This is a genomic window from Methylobacterium sp. Leaf104 (assembly GCF_001422885.1).
Classification (GTDB): Bacteria; Pseudomonadota; Alphaproteobacteria; order Rhizobiales; family Beijerinckiaceae; genus Methylobacterium.
This window is the reverse complement of sequence record NZ_LMMZ01000002.1, coordinates 128,137-145,903: the sequence shown is the minus strand read 5'-3', so window position 1 is coordinate 145,903 and position 17,767 is coordinate 128,137. Positions and strand designations below refer to the sequence as shown.

18 protein-coding genes are annotated in these 17,767 nt (G+C 72.3%); 10 read left to right on the top strand and 8 right to left on the bottom strand.

The genetic code is table 11. From position 1 onward, the window contains the following. Positions 1–202 precede the first annotated feature (202 nt). Positions 203–1,132 carry a DMT family transporter gene (locus tag ASF49_RS04595; RefSeq protein WP_056468466.1) on the top strand — a complete coding sequence of 310 codons (930 nt, stop codon included), beginning with the start codon at positions 203–205 and terminating at the stop codon, positions 1,130–1,132. Here the strand turns inward: ASF49_RS04595 and ASF49_RS04590 are convergent. Both ASF49_RS04590 and ASF49_RS04585 read right to left on the bottom strand, forming a co-directional pair. Then, positions 1,129–1,740, bottom strand: coding sequence for a flavin reductase family protein (locus tag ASF49_RS04590; protein ID WP_056468463.1), 612 nt, complete (start codon positions 1,738–1,740; stop codon positions 1,129–1,131). The two genes, ASF49_RS04595 and ASF49_RS04590, sit on opposite strands and share 4 nt — an antisense overlap. Positions 1,741–1,750: 10 nt before the next feature. After that, positions 1,751–2,314: a nitroreductase family protein gene (locus tag ASF49_RS04585; RefSeq protein WP_056468460.1), complete on the bottom strand. Its 564-nt coding sequence runs from the start codon at positions 2,312–2,314 to the stop codon at positions 1,751–1,753. A gap of 209 nt (positions 2,315–2,523) precedes the next feature. Here ASF49_RS04585 and ASF49_RS04580 point away from each other — a divergent pair, with 209 nt between their 5' ends. Further along, positions 2,524–3,495, top strand: coding sequence for a hypothetical protein (locus ASF49_RS04580; RefSeq protein ID WP_156652853.1), 972 nt, complete (start codon positions 2,524–2,526; stop codon positions 3,493–3,495). A 53-nt stretch (positions 3,496–3,548) separates the two neighbouring features. Here the strand turns inward: ASF49_RS04580 and thrS are convergent, their stop codons facing one another. Beyond that, positions 3,549–5,576, bottom strand: a complete 2,028-nt coding sequence (gene thrS / locus ASF49_RS04575) for a threonine--tRNA ligase (RefSeq protein ID WP_056468457.1) — start codon at positions 5,574–5,576, stop codon at positions 3,549–3,551. A gap of 395 nt (positions 5,577–5,971) precedes the next feature. Between thrS and ASF49_RS04570 the strand changes: the two genes are divergently transcribed. Continuing rightward, positions 5,972–7,366 carry a 2-hydroxycarboxylate transporter family protein gene (locus ASF49_RS04570; protein WP_082510852.1) on the top strand — a complete coding sequence of 465 codons (1,395 nt, stop codon included), beginning with the start codon at positions 5,972–5,974 and terminating at the stop codon, positions 7,364–7,366. Here ASF49_RS04570 and yidD read toward each other — a convergent pair. Continuing rightward, entirely contained in the window at positions 7,347–7,700 is a 354-nt protein-coding gene (gene yidD, locus ASF49_RS04565; protein WP_056468454.1) for a membrane protein insertion efficiency factor YidD, read from the bottom strand. The genes ASF49_RS04570 and yidD overlap by 20 nt on opposite strands. Position 7,701: 1 nt before the next feature. Further along, a complete protein-coding gene (locus ASF49_RS04560) occupies positions 7,702–8,145 on the bottom strand; it encodes an iron-sulfur cluster assembly scaffold protein (protein ID WP_056468450.1) in 444 nt (147 codons plus the stop codon). A 330-nt stretch (positions 8,146–8,475) separates the two neighbouring features. On the opposite strand from ASF49_RS04560, the gene folE reads away from it, so the two are divergent. From folE to ASF49_RS04545, 3 genes are all read left to right on the top strand, one after another. Further along, positions 8,476–9,309 (top strand): GTP cyclohydrolase I FolE, encoded by an 834-nt coding sequence (folE, locus tag ASF49_RS04555; protein WP_056468448.1) that lies wholly within the window; start codon positions 8,476–8,478, stop codon positions 9,307–9,309. 11 nt (positions 9,310–9,320) lie between these two features. After that, positions 9,321–9,737: a phosphoribosyl-AMP cyclohydrolase gene (hisI, locus tag ASF49_RS04550; RefSeq protein WP_056468445.1), complete on the top strand. Its 417-nt coding sequence runs from the start codon at positions 9,321–9,323 to the stop codon at positions 9,735–9,737. 81 nt (positions 9,738–9,818) lie between these two features. Then, complete coding sequence (locus ASF49_RS04545) at positions 9,819–10,850, top strand: patatin-like phospholipase family protein (protein ID WP_082510851.1); 1,032 nt, start codon at positions 9,819–9,821, stop codon at positions 10,848–10,850. 49 nt (positions 10,851–10,899) lie between these two features. Here ASF49_RS04545 and ASF49_RS04540 read toward each other — a convergent pair whose 3' ends face one another. Beyond that, a complete protein-coding gene (locus tag ASF49_RS04540) occupies positions 10,900–11,331 on the bottom strand; it encodes a CBS domain-containing protein (protein WP_056468442.1) in 432 nt (143 codons plus the stop codon). 186 nt (positions 11,332–11,517) lie between these two features. Next, positions 11,518–12,333: a rhomboid family intramembrane serine protease gene (locus ASF49_RS04535; RefSeq protein WP_056468437.1), complete on the bottom strand. Its 816-nt coding sequence runs from the start codon at positions 12,331–12,333 to the stop codon at positions 11,518–11,520. 298 nt (positions 12,334–12,631) lie between these two features. Here ASF49_RS04535 and ASF49_RS04530 point away from each other — a divergent pair, with 298 nt between their 5' ends. Together ASF49_RS04530 and ASF49_RS04525 are read left to right on the top strand one after the other, a co-directional pair. Further along, complete coding sequence (locus ASF49_RS04530; RefSeq protein ID WP_056468434.1) at positions 12,632–13,240, top strand: PAS domain-containing protein; 609 nt, start codon at positions 12,632–12,634, stop codon at positions 13,238–13,240. A gap of 92 nt (positions 13,241–13,332) precedes the next feature. Further along, positions 13,333–13,959, top strand: coding sequence for a PilZ domain-containing protein (locus tag ASF49_RS04525; RefSeq protein ID WP_056468432.1), 627 nt, complete (start codon positions 13,333–13,335; stop codon positions 13,957–13,959). Between the two features lie 25 nt (positions 13,960–13,984). On the opposite strand, the gene ASF49_RS04520 is transcribed toward ASF49_RS04525, so the two are convergent. Beyond that, positions 13,985–15,265 (bottom strand): deoxyguanosinetriphosphate triphosphohydrolase, encoded by a 1,281-nt coding sequence (locus ASF49_RS04520; RefSeq protein ID WP_056468430.1) that lies wholly within the window; start codon positions 15,263–15,265, stop codon positions 13,985–13,987. A 211-nt stretch (positions 15,266–15,476) separates the two neighbouring features. Here ASF49_RS04520 and erpA point away from each other — a divergent pair, with 211 nt between their 5' ends. Both erpA and ASF49_RS04510 read left to right on the top strand, forming a co-directional pair. Then, positions 15,477–15,803, top strand: coding sequence for an iron-sulfur cluster insertion protein ErpA (erpA, locus tag ASF49_RS04515; protein ID WP_056349834.1), 327 nt, complete (start codon positions 15,477–15,479; stop codon positions 15,801–15,803). Between the two features lie 135 nt (positions 15,804–15,938). After that, a complete protein-coding gene (locus tag ASF49_RS04510) occupies positions 15,939–17,756 on the top strand; it encodes a hypothetical protein (protein ID WP_056468426.1) in 1,818 nt (605 codons plus the stop codon). Positions 17,757–17,767 lie beyond the last annotated feature (11 nt).

The window sequence follows — 17,767 nt, the reverse complement described above, 5'->3', positions numbered from 1 at the left end:
CGTGTCCACCGGCATAGGGAATCGGCGCGCCGATCGATACCCGGGGGCGGATCGATACCGGGGGATGGGCGCGGTCCCGGGGGGGGGGCGCCGTTTTCGATGGGGGCGTTGCGCCGGGCGGCCTGTTCCCGCGCGGCGCGGCGGGCTATCCCGCCCCGATCGCCGGCCGCGAGCCCGGCCAGAGCCCCAGGGAGATCCGCCCATGCGCGTCCCGGAGACGCCCGCCGGACGCGCGGCCGAGCCGGCGGCCGCGGCCTACCCGCTGCTCGTGTTCACGATGCTGCTCTGGGGCGGCAACGTGGTGGCGAGCAAGTGGGCGGCGGGCGAGGTCTCGCCCCAGGTGCTCACCTGCCTGCGCTGGGCCTTCGCCTGCCTCGCCCTGGCGCTGCCGGCGCGGGCGGGCCTCGTGGCGGAGTGGGACCGTCTGAAGCGCCACTGGGTCTACGTGCTGCTGATGGGGGCCTGCGGCTACACCCTCTACGCCAGCCTGTTCTACGCCGCCGGTCTGTTCACCAGCGGCATCAACATCGCCCTGTTCCAGGGGTCGATCCCGGTCCTCGTCATCCTGATCAACTATCTCGTCAACCGGGTGGCGGTGACGGGCGCGCAGGTGCTGGGCGTGGCCGTGACTCTCGCGGGCGCCGTGGTGGCGGCGACCCACGGCGACTGGCGGGTGCTGGCGACCTTCGCCTTCAACCGGGGCGACGTGCTGATGCTGGTCGCCTGCCTGCTCTATGCCGGCTACACCGTGGCGCTCGCGCGCCGCCCCAAGGTCTCGGGCCTGAGCTTCTTCGCCGCCGTGGCGCTCTCGGCCCTCGTGACCTCCCTGCCGCCGCTCTACGCCGAATGGGCGCTGGGCCACACGATCTGGCCGACGGCCAAGGGCTGGGCCATCGTGATCTTCGTGGCGCTCGGGCCCTCGCTCATCGCGCAGCTCGCCTTCCTGCGCGGCGTCGAGCTGATCGGTCCGAACCGGGCCGGCCTCTTCGTCAACCTGGTGCCGATCTTCGGGGCCGGCCTCGCCATCCTGCTGGTGGGCGAGCCCTTCCGCTGGCACGAGGGCCTCGCGCTGGCCCTGGTCATCGGCGGCATCGCCATCGCAGAGAGGCTGGGGCGACGCCGGGTGGCCTAGCCGCCCCCGCCGGGCGGGCGGCGCAGCTCGAACCGGGTCTCGGGTTCGGCGGTGAAGTAGTCGAAGTAGCCGCCGCGCAGGATCGGCCGCATGGCGCCGGTGTCGACGAGGCCGTCGCGGATGAAGCGGTCGTCGATGTAGATCGAGACCACCTGCCCGATCACCAGGAAGTGCGAGGCGTCGCTGCCGTCGAGCGGCGTCAGCGGCACGGTCTGCAGCCACTTGCACTCGAGCGCGGCCGGCGATTCCGCGACCCGGGGCGGGCGCACCTTTCGCGAGGGCGCCGGGGTCAGGCCGGCATGGGCGAACTCGCTCGTCCCCCGGGGCAGGGGCGCCGAGGTGGCGTTCACCGCCTCGCGCAAATCGTAGGTGGCGAAGTTGCAGACGAACTCAGCCCCCTCCTCGGCGAAGCTCATGGCGTCCTTGCGCCCGGCCGAGGAGAACATGACCATGTCGGGACCGGACGCGACCGCGTTGAAGTAGGAATAGGGCGCGAGGTTCACCGCGCCGTCGCGGTTCATCGCGCTGATCCAGCCGATCGGGCGCGGGGCCACGAGGGCCTTCAGCGGGTTGTGCGGCAGGCCCTTGGTTTCGGCGTCGTAATGCATGGCCTGCCCCTCAGAGCCGGGTGACGATGTCGGCCAGCGCCGGGCGGGGCCGGTCGGGCGGCACCTCCTGCGCGCGCCCGACATGGATGAAGCCGGCCAGCCGCTCGCTGGGGTCGAGGCCGAGCACGTCGAGGATGCGGGAATCGTAGGCGAACCACTCGGTGAGCCAGGCGGTGGCGTAGCCCGCGGCGTTGGCCGCCACCACGAGGTTCATCGCCACGGCGCCGGCCGAGAGCACCTGCTCCCATTCCGGGATCTTGATGTGCGGCCCGGCCCGCGACACCACCGCCACCACCAGGGGCGCCAGGGCGAGGCGGTTGCGCTCGAGATCCAGGCGGGCGGCGTCGGCCTCCGGATGGTCGGCGGCGTAGGCCGCCGCGATGGCGCCGCCGATCCGGGTGCGGGCCTCGCCCGCGATCACCAGGAAGCGCCAGGGCGCCAGCTTGCCGTGGTCCGGCACCCGCGAGGCGATGGTCAGGATCGCGTCGAGCTCGGCCGCGTCCGGGCCGGGCCCTTCCAGGCGGAGGGGCGGAACCGAGCGGCGGGTGCGCAGGAGATCGAGGGTGGCGTTCATGGCATCCCTGGAGCAGGATCGGGCGGGAGAGAGCGGGCCGCGGACGATGGCCCCCGGGACGGGCGCGGCCTTGCCGCCGCCATGGTCCGGTTCCAGAGGGCGGGCACCGGGCGCGGCAGCCCCGCGTGACATGGCGCGTCGGCGGCGGATTGGCAACGCCGGCGGGACGCCCCGGTCGGGATTGGCCGGTCGGGATTGGGAGGTGCGGGATGGCGCAAGCAGGGTACGGATCGGTCTTGCTGGGCTGCGCCCTCCTCCTCGTGCGCCATCCCGGGACCGCCGCGGCGCAGGACGGCAACGCCTTCCACAACCGGATCGGGCCCAACCTCCCCTCCCCGGCCATGCCTTCGCCGTCCATGCCTTCGCCGGCCATGCCCGCCCCCTCGATGTCGGACCCCTCGGTGCCGCCGCTGCCCAGCACGGCGAGCGCGGCCCTCACCCTCTCGGCGGTGTTCGCCGGGGGCGACAAGCCACTGCGCTCCGGGCTCGCCTGGCGCATCTACGAGGACCGCACGGACGGGACGAAGCCCGCCATCGTGGCCCGCTCCGAGGCGGCCGAGCCGAGCTTCACCCTGGCGCCGGGCTCTTACGTGGCCACCGTGACCTACGGCTTCGCCAGCGCCTCGCGCCGCGTCGCCCTGGCGGGCCAGCCGGCCTCCGAGCAGCTCAAGGTCAATGCCGGGGCGCTCAAGCTCTCGGGCGCCATCGGCGACGTGAAGCTCAGCGCCGACCAGCTCGCCTTCTCGGTCTTCGTGCCGATCGGGACGAATTCGGAGGGGCGCCTCGTGCGCAGCGGCGTCAAGGCGGGCGAGCTCCTGCGCCTGCCCGAGGGCACCTACCACGTGGTCTCGACCTATGGCGGCTCGAACGCGATCCAGCGCGCGGACCTGAAGGTGGAGAACGGCAAGGTCACGGACGCCACCCTCAACCACCGCGCCGCCACCCTGACCCTGAAGCTCGTCGCCGCGGAAGGGGCGGAGGCCTTCGCCGGCACCGCCTTCTCGGTACTGACGCCGGGCGGCGACACCATCCGCGAGGCCATCGGCGCCTTCCCGCAGGTGACCCTGGCGGAGGGCGACTACGTGCTGATCGCCCGGCACGACGGGCAGGTCTACACCCGCGAGTTCAAGGTCGAGAGCGGCCTGAACCGCGACGTCGAAGTCATCGCCAAGGCCGGGTGAGCGACGGCCGGCCGAGGCCGCCCCGCCCCGTCCCCGGGGCGGGATGCGCGGCCCTACGGCGTCGGCGCCTCGCCGTGCCGGCCGTCGAGGGCGACGTTCTCGCTCGGCACGGTCTCGACCACCGCATCCGCCCGGATGCGGTCCGGCGCGGTCGCCTCCGCCACCAGGGCGGCCAGGGTCTCGTCGAGGCCGCCGGTGCGGGTGTGCTGGCTGCCGAGGCGCCGCACCGAGACGGTGCGCTCCTCGCCCTCCTTGCGGCCGACGACCAGCATCACCGGCACCTTGGCGAGCGAGTGCTCGCGGACCTTGTAGTTGATCTTTTCGTTGCGCAGGTCCGCCTCGACCCGCAGGCCGAGGCGCGTCGCGGCGGCGACCACCTCGCGGGCATAGGGGTCGGCATCGCCCGTGATGGTGGCGACCACCACCTGCACCGGCGCCAGCCAGAGCGGGAAATGCCCGGCGAAGTGCTCGATCAGGATCCCGGTGAAGCGCTCCAGCGAGCCGCAGATGGCGCGGTGGACCATCACCGGCGGCTTCTTGCCGCTCTCGGCATCGACGTAGAACGCGCCGAAGCGCTCCGGCAGGTTGAAGTCGACCTGCGTCGTGCCGCATTGCCAGTCGCGCCCGATGGCGTCGCGCAGCACGTACTCGAATTTGGGCCCGTAGAAGGCGCCCTCCCCCGGGTTGATCGCGGTCTTGATCCGGCCGCCGGACTGCTCCTCGATCTGGGCCAGCACCCGGGTCATGACGTCCTCGGCATGGTCCCAGAGGGCGTCCGAGCCGACCCGCTTCTCGGGGCGGGTCGAGAGCTTCACCACGATCTCGCCGAAGCCGAAATCGGCGTAGGTGGAGAGGATCAGGTCGTTGATCTTCAGGCACTCGTCGGCGAGCTGGTCCTCGGTGCAGAAGATGTGCGCGTCGTCCTGGGTGAAGCCGCGCACCCGCATCAGGCCGTGCATGGCGCCCGAGGGCTCGTAGCGGTGGACCACGCCGAACTCGGCCATGCGCAGGGGCAGGTCGCGGTAGGACTTCAGGCCGTGCTTGAAGATCATCACGTGGCCGGGGCAGTTCATGGGCTTGAGCGCGAACCAGCGCTTGTCCTCGGCCTCGTCGCCGGCGCTCTGGGCCGCGAACATGTTCTCGCGGTACCAGCCCCAGTGGCCGGAGGTCTCCCACAGGGCCTTGTCGAGGATCTGGGGGGCGTTGACCTCCTGGTAGTCGCCCCGCAGGCGCCGGCGCATGTAGGCGATCAGCTCCTGGAACACCGTCCAGCCCTTGGCGTGCCAGAACACGACGCCCGGCCCCTCCTCCTGGAAGTGGAACAGGTCCATCTCCCGGCCGAGGCGCCGGTGGTCGCGGCGCTCGGCCTCCTCCAGGCGGTGCAGGTAGGCGTCGAGATCCTCCTTCGAGGCCCAGGCGGTGCCGTAGATGCGGGTCAGCATCGGGTTGTTGGAATCGCCGCGCCAGTAGGCGCCCGCCACCTTCATCAGCTTGAAGGCGGTGCCGACCTTGCCGGTCGAGGTCATGTGCGGGCCGCGGCAGAGGTCGAACCAGTCGCCCTGGCGGTAGACCTTGAGGTCCTCGCCGGACGGGATCGCGTCCACGAGCTCGACCTTGTAGGCCTCGCCCTTCTCGGCGAAGAGCGCCCGGATGTCGTCCCGCTTCCAGACCTCCTTGGTGAAGGGCGCGTCGCGCGCGATGAGCTCGCGCATCTTCGCCTCGATCTTCGGGAAGTCCTCCGGGGTGAAGGGCTCGTCCCGGGCGAAGTCGTAATAGAATCCGTTCTCGATCACCGGGCCGATGGTGACCTGCGTGCCCGGCCACAGGGCCTGCACCGCCTCCGCCAGAACGTGGGCGCAGTCGTGCCGGATCAGCTCGAGGCTGCGCGGGTCGGCGCGGTCGAGGAACTCGATGCGGGCGTCCTGCGCGATCGTGTCGTCGAGGTCGCGCACGGTGCCGTCGAGGGCCATGGCGACGGTGCGCTTGGCAAGGGACTTGGCGATGCCCTCGACGACGGCACGGCCGGTGATCGCGGCGTCGTAGCTGCGGGTGTTGCCGTCGGGGAAGGTCAGGATCGGCATGGCCGGGGCTCCTTGGAGGCTCACTCCTGCGTACGCGGCAGGTAAGCGGGGGGCGGTTCGAGCGGGTCGTGATCGGGGCGGCCGCGATGCGGCGCCGCGCCGGGCCGTTTAGACCCATTCGCATCGGGAAGGAACGCGAATTCCGAGCGGGGCGGCGTGCGGGACGGCCGGGGATCGCCGGCCCGGCGGTCCCGCCCCGGGTTGCTGACAATCGCAAGTGATCCTCAATCACCATTGCGGCCCGTGCCGGCCGATCAATTGACAAGGCCGGCCCGACCCGACTGATGCTCGTCGATGGCCTTCCGTGCCGCACGGTCGAGACCAGGAAAAAATCCAAAAATCAGAGAGAAGCCGGCCCCGCGGGGCAGACAGGGCTTTCGCCGGGAGACACGTTCATGCCGAGCCCCGTACCGACGGCGCACCCCGAAGGCGTCGCCATCACCACGACGGCCCACCTGCCGGGGGGACAGGCCGGGACGCGGCGCTTCTGGCCGCAGGGCTGGTGGCGCCTCGTCGACATCCAGATCGGCATCATCCCGCTGCCGGTCTACCTGATCCTGGTGGCGCTGATCTGGGTGCTGACCGCGGAGGGCGAGATCAAGGCCGACGCGCCGACGATGATCGCCGTGCTGGTGCTCGGCGGCTTCACCTGCGCGGAGATCGGCAAGCGCCTGCCGGTCCTGCGCCAGATCGGGGCGGGGGCGATCTTCGCCACCTTCATCCCCTCGGCGCTGGTCTATTACGCCCTGATCCCGGGGCCGATCGTCAAGGCGATCACGGACTTCACCAAGTTCACCAACTTCCTCTACCTCTACATCGCGGCGATCATCGTCGGCAGCATCCTGGGCATGGACCGGGCGGTGCTGATCAAGGGCTTCCTCAAGATCTTCGTCCCCCTCGGCCTCGGCTCCCTGGCGGCGGGCTGCGTCGGCACCCTAGTGGGCACGCTCCTCGGGCTGGGGGCCCACCACACGTTCTTCTTCATCGTGGTGCCGATCATGGCCGGCGGCGTCGGCGAGGGCGCGATTCCCCTCTCCATCGGCTACGGCAGCATCCTCGGCCTGCCGCAGGGCGACGTCTTCGCCCAGGTGCTGCCGCCGGTGATGCTGGGCAGCCTCACGGCGATCATCCTGGCCGGCACCCTGAATTGGGTGGGCAAGCGCAAGCCGCACCTGACCGGCGAGGGCCGCCTGCAGCCCGACACCGAGAACGACATGGAGGCGGGCGCGCCGGTGGAGACCGGCCCGATCGACGCCGCCACGGTGGCGGCGGCCGGCCTCACGGCGGTGACGCTCTACCTGCTGGGCGTGATGTGCCACCACCTCACCGGCCTGCCCGCCCCCGTGGCGATGCTGTTCCTGGCGGTCCTGGCCAAGCTCGCCAGCGCGGTCTCGCCCCGGCTCCAGGCCGGCGGCTTCATCGTCTACAAGTTCGTGCAGGTGGGCATGACCTACCCGCTGCTCTTCGCCATCGGCGTCTCGCTCACTCCCTGGGACAAGCTGGTGGCGGCCTTCACCCTGCCGAACCTGATCACCATCATGGCCACCGTCGTCACCCTGATGACGACGGGCTATCTGGTCGGGCGCCGGCTCGGCATGTATCCGATCGAGACCGCCATCGTGAACGCCTGCCACAGCGGCCAGGGCGGCACCGGCGACGTGGCGATCCTCACCGCCGCCAACCGGATGGCGCTGATGCCCTTCGCCCAGATCGCCACCCGCATCGGCGGCGCACTCACGGTGACGGGGACGCTGGTGTTCCTGAAGTGGATCACGGCGGCGCCGGTCTAGGGACGGTCCCCTCCCCGTCCCCCACCGCCTCGCAGGCGAACGGCGAGGGCGGCGCGTTCACGCCGCGCCAGCGGCCGTAGCGCCAGGGCGTGAACCAGGCGGCGCGCGCGGGCAGCGGCTCCGGCACGAGGTCGATGCCGTGGGTGCCGAAGGGGCCGCAGCGGCAGATGCGGGCGAACCCGATCCAACTCCCGGCCCAGAGCCCGTGCCGCTGGATCGCCTCGTCCGTATAGGTCGAGCACGAGGGCCAGTGCCGGCACTGGCGGCCGATCAGGCCCGACAGGGTGAGCTGGTAGCCCCGGATCGCCCCGTGGGCGAGGCGGCGGAGCGGCAACCTACTCGGCCGCCACCGCCCCGGCCTCGACGCGGTCGAGGGCGTCCACCACCGCGTCGAAGGTCAGGAGCGTCGAGGCGTGGCGGGCCTTGAAATCGCGCACGGGCTCCAGCACGGCGAGGTCCGCCCAGGCGCCCGCCGGCGCGGGACCGTTCTCCTTGAGCATCCGCCGCATCGCGGCGCGGACCTCGCGCAGGTCCCCGGCGCTGGCACCGACCACGTGGCGCGCCATCAGGGACGACGCGGCCTGGCCCAGCGCGCAGGCCTTCACCTCGTGGGCGAAGTCGGTGACCGTGCCGTCCCGCACCGTCAGATCCACCGTGACGGTGGAGCCGCAGAGCTTCGAATGCGCGGTGGCGCTGGCATCCGGGGCGGCCAGGCGGCCGAGACGCGGGATGTCGGCGGCCAGTTCGAGGATGCGACGGTTGTAGATGTCGTCGAGCATGGACGTTCGATCCTCTTGTCGTTCCAGCGGGCCTAGTCGTTTCAGCAGGCCATGTCGTTTCAGCGGACCTTGCCGTTCCACCCGGCCCCTTGCCGTTCCACCCGGCCCCTTGCCGTTCCACCGGCGCGAAGCCGGCTTCCGATCCCGGAGGTCTGATCCGCGCAGGCCGCATTGCGCGACGGCGCGATAACGACGATATAGGCCCCCACGCACCGTTTCGCGAGGAGGCGGCTCGTCGACCCGGGTCGCGCCCACGGCCAGGGTCGCGCCACGGCAGACGGCACCGTCCGGGCATCGGCCGCCCTCACCCGACGGCCTCATGGTTCGACGATGTACGCAAAGCCTGACAGCCACCCGATGACGACCCGGATCGCCCGTGCGGAAGATGCCATGGATGCCGCGCTCAAGTCCCTTTCCTACCGCCTGACCGAGACGGAGGAATCCGGGATGGAACCCACCCGCCAGAACGGCGCCCTCAGCACCATGCGCAACGACAATGCGCGCGTCCCCGAGGCGCCCGCGCCCGAGATCGCCCCCGAGATCGCTCCCTTGCCCGCCTCCGCGCAGCGCGTGCCGGACGCGATCGCCACCGGCCGCCCGAGCCGCGAGGAGGCCGAGGCCGCCGTGCGCACGCTCCTGCGCTGGGCCGGCGACGACCCGAACCGCGAGGGCCTGCGCGACACGCCGGCCCGGGTGGCGAAGGCCTACGGCCAGATCTTCGGCGGCTACGGTCAGGATGCCGACGCGCTCCTCGAGCGGGTCTTCGAGGAGGTCGAGGGCTACTCGGACATCGTGCTGGTGCGCGACATCCCGTTCTACTCGCATTGCGAGCACCACATGGTGCCCTTCATGGGTCTGGCGCACATCGCCTACTATCCGACCAAGGGCGTGGTCGGCCTCTCGAAGCTCGCCCGGGTGGTCGACACCTTCGCCCGCCGCCTGCAGACCCAGGAGACCATGACGGCGCAGATCGCCGACGTGATCGAGAGCATCCTCAGGCCGCGCGGCATCGCCGTGATGGTCGAGGCCGAGCACCTCTGCATGGCGATGCGCGGCGTGCAGAAGGCCGGCGTCTCCACCATCACCACCCAGTTCCGCGGCGCCTTCCGCAACGACGCCAACGAGCAGGTCCGCTTCCTCACCCTCGTGCGCAACAAGTCCTGAGCCGGCCCGCGATGACGAGCGCCTTCCGGGAGCCCGGCAGCCGGGCCGAGATCGAGGAGGGGGCCGCCTTCACCCCCCGCTTCGACGCCAACGGCCTCGTCTCCTGCATCGCCGTCGACGCCACCGACGGGCAGGTGCTGATGCTCGCCCACATGAATGCCGAATCGCTGGCCCGCACCCTGGAGACCGGCGAGGCCTGGTACTGGTCGCGCTCCCGCGGCGAGCTCTGGCACAAGGGCGCCACCAGCGGGCAGGTCCAGCGCGTCGTCGAGATGCGGGTCGATTGCGACCAGGACGCCGTGCTGATCCGCGTCGCCGTCGGCGGCGATGGCGGCTGCTGCCACACCGGCCGGCGCGCCTGCTTCTATCGCCGCGTCGATCACGATCCGGCGACCGGCCGGGCCATTCTGCGGCCCGCCGATGCCTGATCCCGGCGCGCTGCGGACCCGTCCGGGGCCGGTCCGGCCGCACTACGGCGCCTGTATCCCGTCTTCCTGCGACCCGTGCCGATGATGTGGGACCGCCTGGCCCCGGGGCCCGCCCAGGCCGAGGTCCGGCAGGTGTCGCCCGTGCGCGCGCGCTTTCCCGCCGGCGCCGTCGAGCCCGTGGCGGCGTCCCCGGCGCCGGCGCCCCGCATCGGCCTCGCGCTCGGCGGCGGCTCGGCCCGGGGCTGGTCGCAGATCGGGGTGATCGAGGTGCTGGAGGAAGCCGGCATCCACCCGGCCGTGGTGGCGGGCTGCTCCATCGGCGCGGTGGTGGGCGGCTGCTACGCGGCGGGCCAGCTCGGCCTGCTCAAGGCCTTCGCCCTGTCGCTGACCCGGCGCAGCGTGATGGGCCTCCTGGACCTGCGGCTCCGCTCCGGCCTCATCGCCGGCGACCGCCTGAGGCGGCGTCTCCAGCACGATCTGGCCGACCGCCGCATCGAGGGCCTGCCGATCCGCTTCGCCAGCGTCGCCACCGACCTCGAGAGCGGCGAGGAGGTCTGGCTCACCCGGGGCTGCCTGGTGGAGGCCCTGCGCGCCTCCTACGCCCTGCCGGGCATCTTCCCGCCGGTGCGCTGCGACGGCCGGCTCCTCCTCGACGGCACCCTGGTCAACCCGGTGCCGGTGACGATCGCGCGGGCGCTGGGGGCCGACCTCGTGATCTGCGTCAACCTCAACGGCGACCCGCGGCCCGGCATGCGGGAGGCGTCGCCCGCGCGGGTCACGGCCGAAGCGGTGCTCCCCGCGCCCCGCCGGCCCCGGCGCTGGATCCTGCGCCGTCCGGGCGCCCGTCCCGCCGAGCCCGAGCGCGCGAACGGCCTCGCCACCCCCGGCATGGCCCGGGTGATGCTCGACGCCTTCAACATCACGCAGGACCGGATCTCGCGGGCGCGCCTGGCCGGCGACCCGCCCGACATCGCGATCGTGCCGCGCCTGGCCGGGATGGGCCTGTTCGAGTTCCATCGGGCGGCCGAGGGGATCGCCCTCGGCCGCGAGGCGGCGCGGGCCGCCCTGCCGCAGATCCGCGCCCTCGTGGCGGCGGCCGCCGCCCGGACCTGACCCCGGCGGCGGCGCAGCCGGATCGTCCCTCGGCGACCAGGCCCGAGGTTCAAGCCATGGTGATGTAGTCGCGCATCGCCTGGTGCTCGGCCTCGACGGCCTCGATCCGCCGCTTGACCACGTCGCCGATGGAGATGAGCCCGGCCAGCCGGCCCTCCTCGACCACGGGCACGTGGCGGAAGCGGCCCTCGGTCATGAGGTGCATCACCTCCTCGATGCTGCAGGCCCGGGTGCAGGTGGTCACCTCGGTGGTCATGTGCTCGGAGACCAGGGCGTCGAGGGCGTTGGCGCCCTTGCCGGCGAGCGCCCGCATGATGTCGCGCTCGGAGAGGATGCCGCGCACCGCCCCGTCCGCATCGCTGACGACGACGGCGCCGATGCGCTTCTCGGCCAGGAGGTGGATGGCCTCGTCGAGGGTGCGCTGCGGCTCCACCGTGACGACGGAGCGGCCCTTCTCGGCGAGGATGCGAGCAACGGTCATGGACGTGTCCTTTCCCTCTGGTCACCCCTGGGATGGGGCGGCCGGGCTTGGCCAGTCGCGGCGGGGTGCCCGGCTCGGTCTGCGGCGATTGTGTGGCGCGCGCGCGCATATGGCAAGATCCCGCCGGGACCGGCCGCGAACAATGCAGAATAATTCAGTCCCTTGGCGGGCGGCCCCGGCCCGCCGTCAGCGCCGGCTGCGGTCGATCAGCGGCAGCAGGAAGAAGCCCGCGACGAAGCCGCCGAGATGCGCGTCCCAGGCCACCGAGGTCGCCTCGGCTCCCAGCGGCAGGGCGATGACGCCGAACAGGAAGTTCGTGACCAGCCAGATGCCCAGGAACACCACCACGGTGCGGTTGCGCATCAGCTCCGGGATGGTCTGGAGCGGGACCGGGGCCGGGCGCTGCCAGGGCGGACCGCCGGCATAGGCGGGCGGCGGCTGGAACACGAAGCGCGCCGCGGCCGCCATCAGGGCCGAGACGCCTGCCGACGCCCCGATCAGGGGCGCGGTGCTCAGGGGGTCGAGGACGACGTGGAGGATGCCGCCCGCCACCGCGCCGACCAGGGCGATCAGGCCGTAGCGCCAGGGGCCGTAGCGCCGGGCCACCGGCGAACCGAAGGCGGCGAGCCAGACGGTGTTGAAGATCACGTGCATCCACGAGCCGTGCAGCAGCGCGTAGCTCGCGAAGGTCCAGGGCATCGCGGCGGGGTCGGCCACCACGTAGCGGGCGAAGGCCTGCCGGGCCTCGACGACATCGGGGTCGCCCGCCAGGGCCGCGGCCGCCCGCAGCAGCTCCTCCGCCCGGGCGGGGTCGACGGCCACGCTCCAGCGCCCGGGGATCAGGGCGAGGTCGATCAGGGCGGCGATGTCCCAGGTGTCCGGCAGCACGAACGCGCGCAGGGCGTGGATGCCCACCAGCACCCCGATCGACGCGGTGACCACGCCCGGCATGTTGAAGATCGGAACGCGGTTCTGCGGCGGCAGGTCGGGGCTGGCATCCATGGGGCCACCATGTCGGGGCGGGATGCGGGGCCGCAAGCCCCGCGGTGCCGGAAAGCCGCGCCGCGTGAACAATCGCCGCGCTCCGCCCGGCCTCCCGCGGAGGCGGCCTGCCCAAACTTGGCGGTGGACAACTCCCGACGCCCGTTAACCTTGACGAAGGGTTAAGGGGGCGCGGCGAGGGTGGTCGGCATAAGCTCTGCGCAGAGCCAGGCAGAGACTTCGGGAGCGGCCCAGAACCGCCCCGGAAGCGCCCGATCCGAGAAGGTCCCTCGCCGGACCGTGCCATTGTGGGACTCCCATGAAGCATCCGACCAGCCGCCTGCTCCACGCCTATTGGGACAAGCTGCGGCATGCCCGCGCCGCGCCGGAGCGCAGCGAGATCGAGCCCGGGGAGATCCGGAACCTGCTCGCCGACAGCCTGATCCTCGAGGTCGACATGGCGCGGGGCGCGGCCTCGGTGCGCCTGGCCGGGACCCATGTCTGCGCCCTGTTCGGGCGCGAGCTGAAGGGGCGGGACTTCGCCGGCCTCTGGGGGCGGCCCGACGCCGATCCCTGGCTGCTGGTCGAGGCCGTGGCCCTCGACACGGTCGGGGTCGTGGCCGGCCTGCAGGGGTTCACGGAGCGCGGCGAGAGCATCGACCTCGAACTCCTGCTGCTGCCCCTGCGCCACCACGGCGAGACGCAGTCCCGCATCCTCGGCGCCCTCAGCCCGACCTGCGTGCCGCACTGGCTCGGCATCCGGCCCCTGACGCAGATCCGGACGACCTCCCTGCGCATCCTCGGCCACGAGGCGGCCCCGTCCCACCGGGATGCCCGGGCCACCCTGCAGGACCTGCCCGAGCCCGCCAACGACAGCGCCCCGCTCCGGCGCGGCCATCTCCTCGTCCATCCCGGCGGACGCGCCTGATCGGGCGTTCGCGCGCCACGGGCAAACCTTTCGTAACCAGCAACCGGTAGCCTCGGGGGCAGTGAAGCCTCGAAACGAGTCGCCCCGCCCCCATGATCGAGGTCGCCACCCGTCCGCCCGCGAGGCTGTCCCGCGACGTCCGGATCTCGGACCTGCGCCGGCACCACCGCGTCAAGGTCTCGATGCTGGGGCGCTACATGCTGGCCGATCGGCGTGAATATCCGTGCCAGACCGTCGACATGTCGCCGGGCGGGGTCCGCCTCACCTGCGCCGTCATGGGCGAGATCGGCGAGCGGGTGGTGCTCTACCTCGAACATGTCGGCCGGATCGAGGGCACCATCGCCCGCCTGATGCCTGGGGGATTCGCCGTCCGGCTCAGCGCGACGCCGCGCAAGCGCGACAAGATCGCCTCGCAGCTGACCTGGCTCGCCAACCGCGAGAGCCTGGGCCTGCCCGAGGGCCGCACGCACGAGCGCCTGACCCCGCTGGTCACGGGCGTCGTCCTGCGCCTGGAGAGCGGGCGCGAGGTCTCGGCCCGCATCATCGACATCTCGATGTCGGGCGTGGCGCTCACCACCACGAGCACCCCGGCGATCGGCATGAGCCTGATGGTCGGGCGCACCCCCGGCCGGGTGGTGCGCCATTTCGAGGGCGGCATCGGCGTGCACTTCATGCTGCCGATCTCCCCCGACCTGTTCCACGAGGGCCTCACCCTCTGAGGTCTTCGCGACCCTGACGGCCGTCCTACGGCTCGGTGAGGGGCAGGCTGCGGCTGCCCGGGCTCCAGTGCAGGTCCGGCGTGGTCGCGAACAGGCGCTTGTGCGCCAGCGCCGCGTAGGTGTCGGTCATGCCCGCGATGTAGTCGGCGACCCGGCGGGCGACGCGTCCCGCCTCCGCCCCCTCCAGGCCCGCCGACCATTCCGCCGGCATCGCGCCCGGCTCCGCCGTGAACCGGGCGAACAGGTCGGACACGATGACGTTGGCCTTGGCCCGCACCGCGAGCACGCCGGGATGGCGGTACATGCGGGCGAACAGGAAGGTCTTGATCTCCGCATCCGCCCGCGCGATCGCCTCGGAGAAGGCGATGACGGGCGCCCGCGCCGCCCGGATGTCGGCCACCGAGCCCGGATTCAGGGCGGCGAGGCGCCGGGTGCTCTCCGCGATCACGTCCTCCACGAAGCGGGTGATGACGCGCCGCGCCAGCTCGTGGATCTTTCGGGACGGCTCCAGGTTCGGGTAGAGGTGGTCGATCTCGTCGAGGAGGCCGCGCAGGAACGGCACCGCGGCGAGGTCGGCGAGATCGAACAGGCCGGCGCGCAGGCCGTCATCGAGGTCGTGGCTGTCATAGGCGATGTCGTCGGCGAGCGCCGCGGCCTGCGCCTCCGGCCCGGCGAAGCGGGCGAGTTCGAGGTCGTTGAGCGCGTTGTATTCGAGGATCGCGGCCGGGATGCCGCGGCCTGTCCAGCGCCGGGTCGGGCGCCCGTCCGGCTCCAGAAGCGGCCCGTTGTGCTTGACGAGGCCCTCCAGGGTCTCCCAGGCGAGGTTGAGCCCGTCGAAGCCGGCGTAGCGCCGCTCCAGCCGGGTGACGATGCGCAGGGCCTGGGCATTGTGGTCGAAGCCGCCATGGGCCGCCATGCAGGCGTCCAGGGTGTCCTCCCCCGTATGCCCGAAGCAGGTGTGGCCGAGGTCGTGGCTCAGGGCCAGGGCCTCGGCGAGGTCCTCGTCGAGGCCCAGCGCCCGAGCCAGCGCCCGGGCGATCTGGCTCACCTCCAGGGTGTGGGTCAGCCGGGTCCGGTAATGGTCGCCCTCGTGATGGACGAAGACCTGGGTCTTGTGCTTGAGGCGCCGGAAGGCCGAGGAATGGATGATGCGGTCGCGGTCGCGCTGGAAGTCGCTGCGCGTGGGCGAGATCGCCTCCGGGATCAGGCGCCCGCGGGTGGCCGCCGGATCGGTGGCATAGGGCGCGCGCCAGCGCTCGCCGGGCCGCCGGGCCGCCGGGCCGCGCCCCGTCTCATCCGCCTGCATCACGTCTCGCTGCCCCCCAAGTCTCACTGCCCCGAAGTCTCGCTGCCGCGAAGTTCCGGCGCCTCGGCCCCGTCCCCGACGCCCCGTCGCGTTGCAGCATCGGGTCCCCGGGCATATCTTGTATCCCATAACAGTTGTTCCAACGCCGCCCCGGCCCGCGACCGGCCGGGACGGCCGGCGGATCTCGAGAGCACCCCGCGAGAGCATCCCGATGGCCGACATCACCCTGACGCCCCGCGCCGCCAAGCGCATCAACGAGATCATGGGCGCCGAGCCGCCCGGCGCCTCCCTGCGGATCAGCGTGAACGGCGGCGGCTGCTCGGGCTTCTCCTACGCCTTCGACATCGAGCGGGCGCGGGCCGCCGACGACGTCGCGATCGAGCGCGACGGCGCCACCGTCCTGGTCGATCCGATGTCGCTGGAATACATGAGCGGCTCGACCATCGATTTCGTGAACGACCTGATCGGGCAGTCCTTCAAGATCGAGAATCCCCAGGCCACGGCGTCCTGTGGCTGCGGAACCTCGTTCTCGCTGTGAATGCGGCGCGGTCCCGCGGGCGGCGGCTCCCGCGATTGCCTCGCGCGTGAAACTGCGGCACGGATGGGCCCTCTCCCCGACGCCTCCGGGCCTTTCCCCTGAAAGCGCCTCTTCGCCAGCGATCCGGATAAGCCCATGACGTGCTCGAAAGGCCGCCCCCTCCTCGCGTGGGCGACCGGTGCCTCGGCCTGCGTCCTCGTCCTCCTCGGTGCGGGGGGCGCCCTGCAGCCCGGTGTGGCGCAGGCCCAGGAGGCGGCCTCGGCGGTCCAGGACGTCACCCTTCAGGACGTGACCCTGACGTTCGGCGACACGGTCCTGAAGGCGCCGCGCCTCACCGCCAGCGGCACCCGCCTGTCGAAGGACGAGCTCACCGCCCTGCTGAAGCCCGGTCCGGGCGAGTCCTGGGCCTCCCGCCTCGTGCGCCTGGACGCCGCGAGCCTGGCGATGCCCGAATTGCGGGTGGAGCGCACCGGCGCGGCCGGGGCGACGCCGGTGGTCACCTACCGCGACGTGGTCGCCCGCGACGTGCGCGCCGGGCGCGTCGCCGAACTCACCGCCGCCGGAGCCTCGATCCTCCTCGAAGGGGGACCCCAGAAGGGCACCGGCACCTACGGCCGGATGCGCGCCACCGATCTCGACCTCACCGTGCTGGCCCGCCTCTACGGGGAGCCGGGCGACGGCAAGAGCGCCCTGCAGCGGATCTACGCCACCTTCGCGGTCGACGACATCGCTTACGTGGATGCCCGGGGCACCGCGGTGAAGATCGCCCGGATCGAGGGCCGCGACCTCAGCGGCCGCCAGATCCCGGCGACCTGGACGGGCGCGCTCCAGGCCTTCACGGCCGTCGACTACGAGCGGCTCGCGCCGCCCGAGCGCTCGCGGCTGATGAGCCTCGGGGCCGACCTCGCCGAGGCGGTCTCGGTGGGCTCCCTGGAGGCCACCGGCCTCAGCGTCCAGGAGGCCAAGCCCCGCGACGCCTTCAGCCTCGGCATCGCCCGCCTCGGGATGACCGGCGCCGGCCTCCTCCTGGAGGACATCGCCTTCGCGGGCGTGGACGGCGCCAAGGCCCGCCTCGCGCGCCTCTCGCTGGACGGCTTCTCCCTCGGCCCGACGGTCGCGGCCCTGCGCAAGCTCTCCGCCCTGACCGCGCCGCCCTCGGATTCCGAGCTGCGCCTGCTGACGCCGGCCTTCGGCACCCTGGCCCTGAAGGACCTCAGCCTCGACCTGCCGGCCGAGGCGAAGGCGCCGCGCGATCCCGCCGACAAGGCGGTGCCCGGGCCGACCCATGTCGGCCTGCGCGACGGCTCGATGAACTTCGCGCCTCCGCGCGACGGCGTGCCGACCGCCGGGCGCCTCAGTCTTTCGGGCCTGACCCTGCCGGCCTCGGCGGTGGCCGGGGTGCCGGGCCTCGGCTCCCTCGGCCTCTACGGCTACAGCGACCTCGACCTCGCCCTGGTGGCCGACACCTCCTGGGACGAGGCCGCCCGCGAACTCAAGCTCGGCGAGGTCTCGGTCTCCGGCAAGGACATGGGCAGCCTGCGCATCAACGGCATGATCGGCGGCATCGGCCCGGAGGTGTTCAACCCGGACATGGCGGTGTCGAGCTTCGCCATGCTGTCGGCCACCGCCAAGGCCCTCGACCTGACCATCGAGAATACCGGCCTGTTCGACCGCTTCATCGCCGCGCAGTCGAAGGTGCTCAGCCTCAAGCCGGAGGAGCTGAAGCAGGAATACGTCACCGCGAGCGTGTTCGGCGTGCCCGCGATCCTCGGCAACTCCGTGGGTGCCAAGGCCATCGGCGCCGCGATGGGCCAGTTCGTGACCAAGCCCGGCACCCTCTCGGTCAGCCTGCGGCCGAAGAACGCCGCCGGCATCGGCATGCTGGAATTCAGCGCCGCCCCGACCCCGGCCGCCCTGTTCGACCGGCTCGAGGTCAACGCCAAGGCCAATTGAGCCGAGGCCAA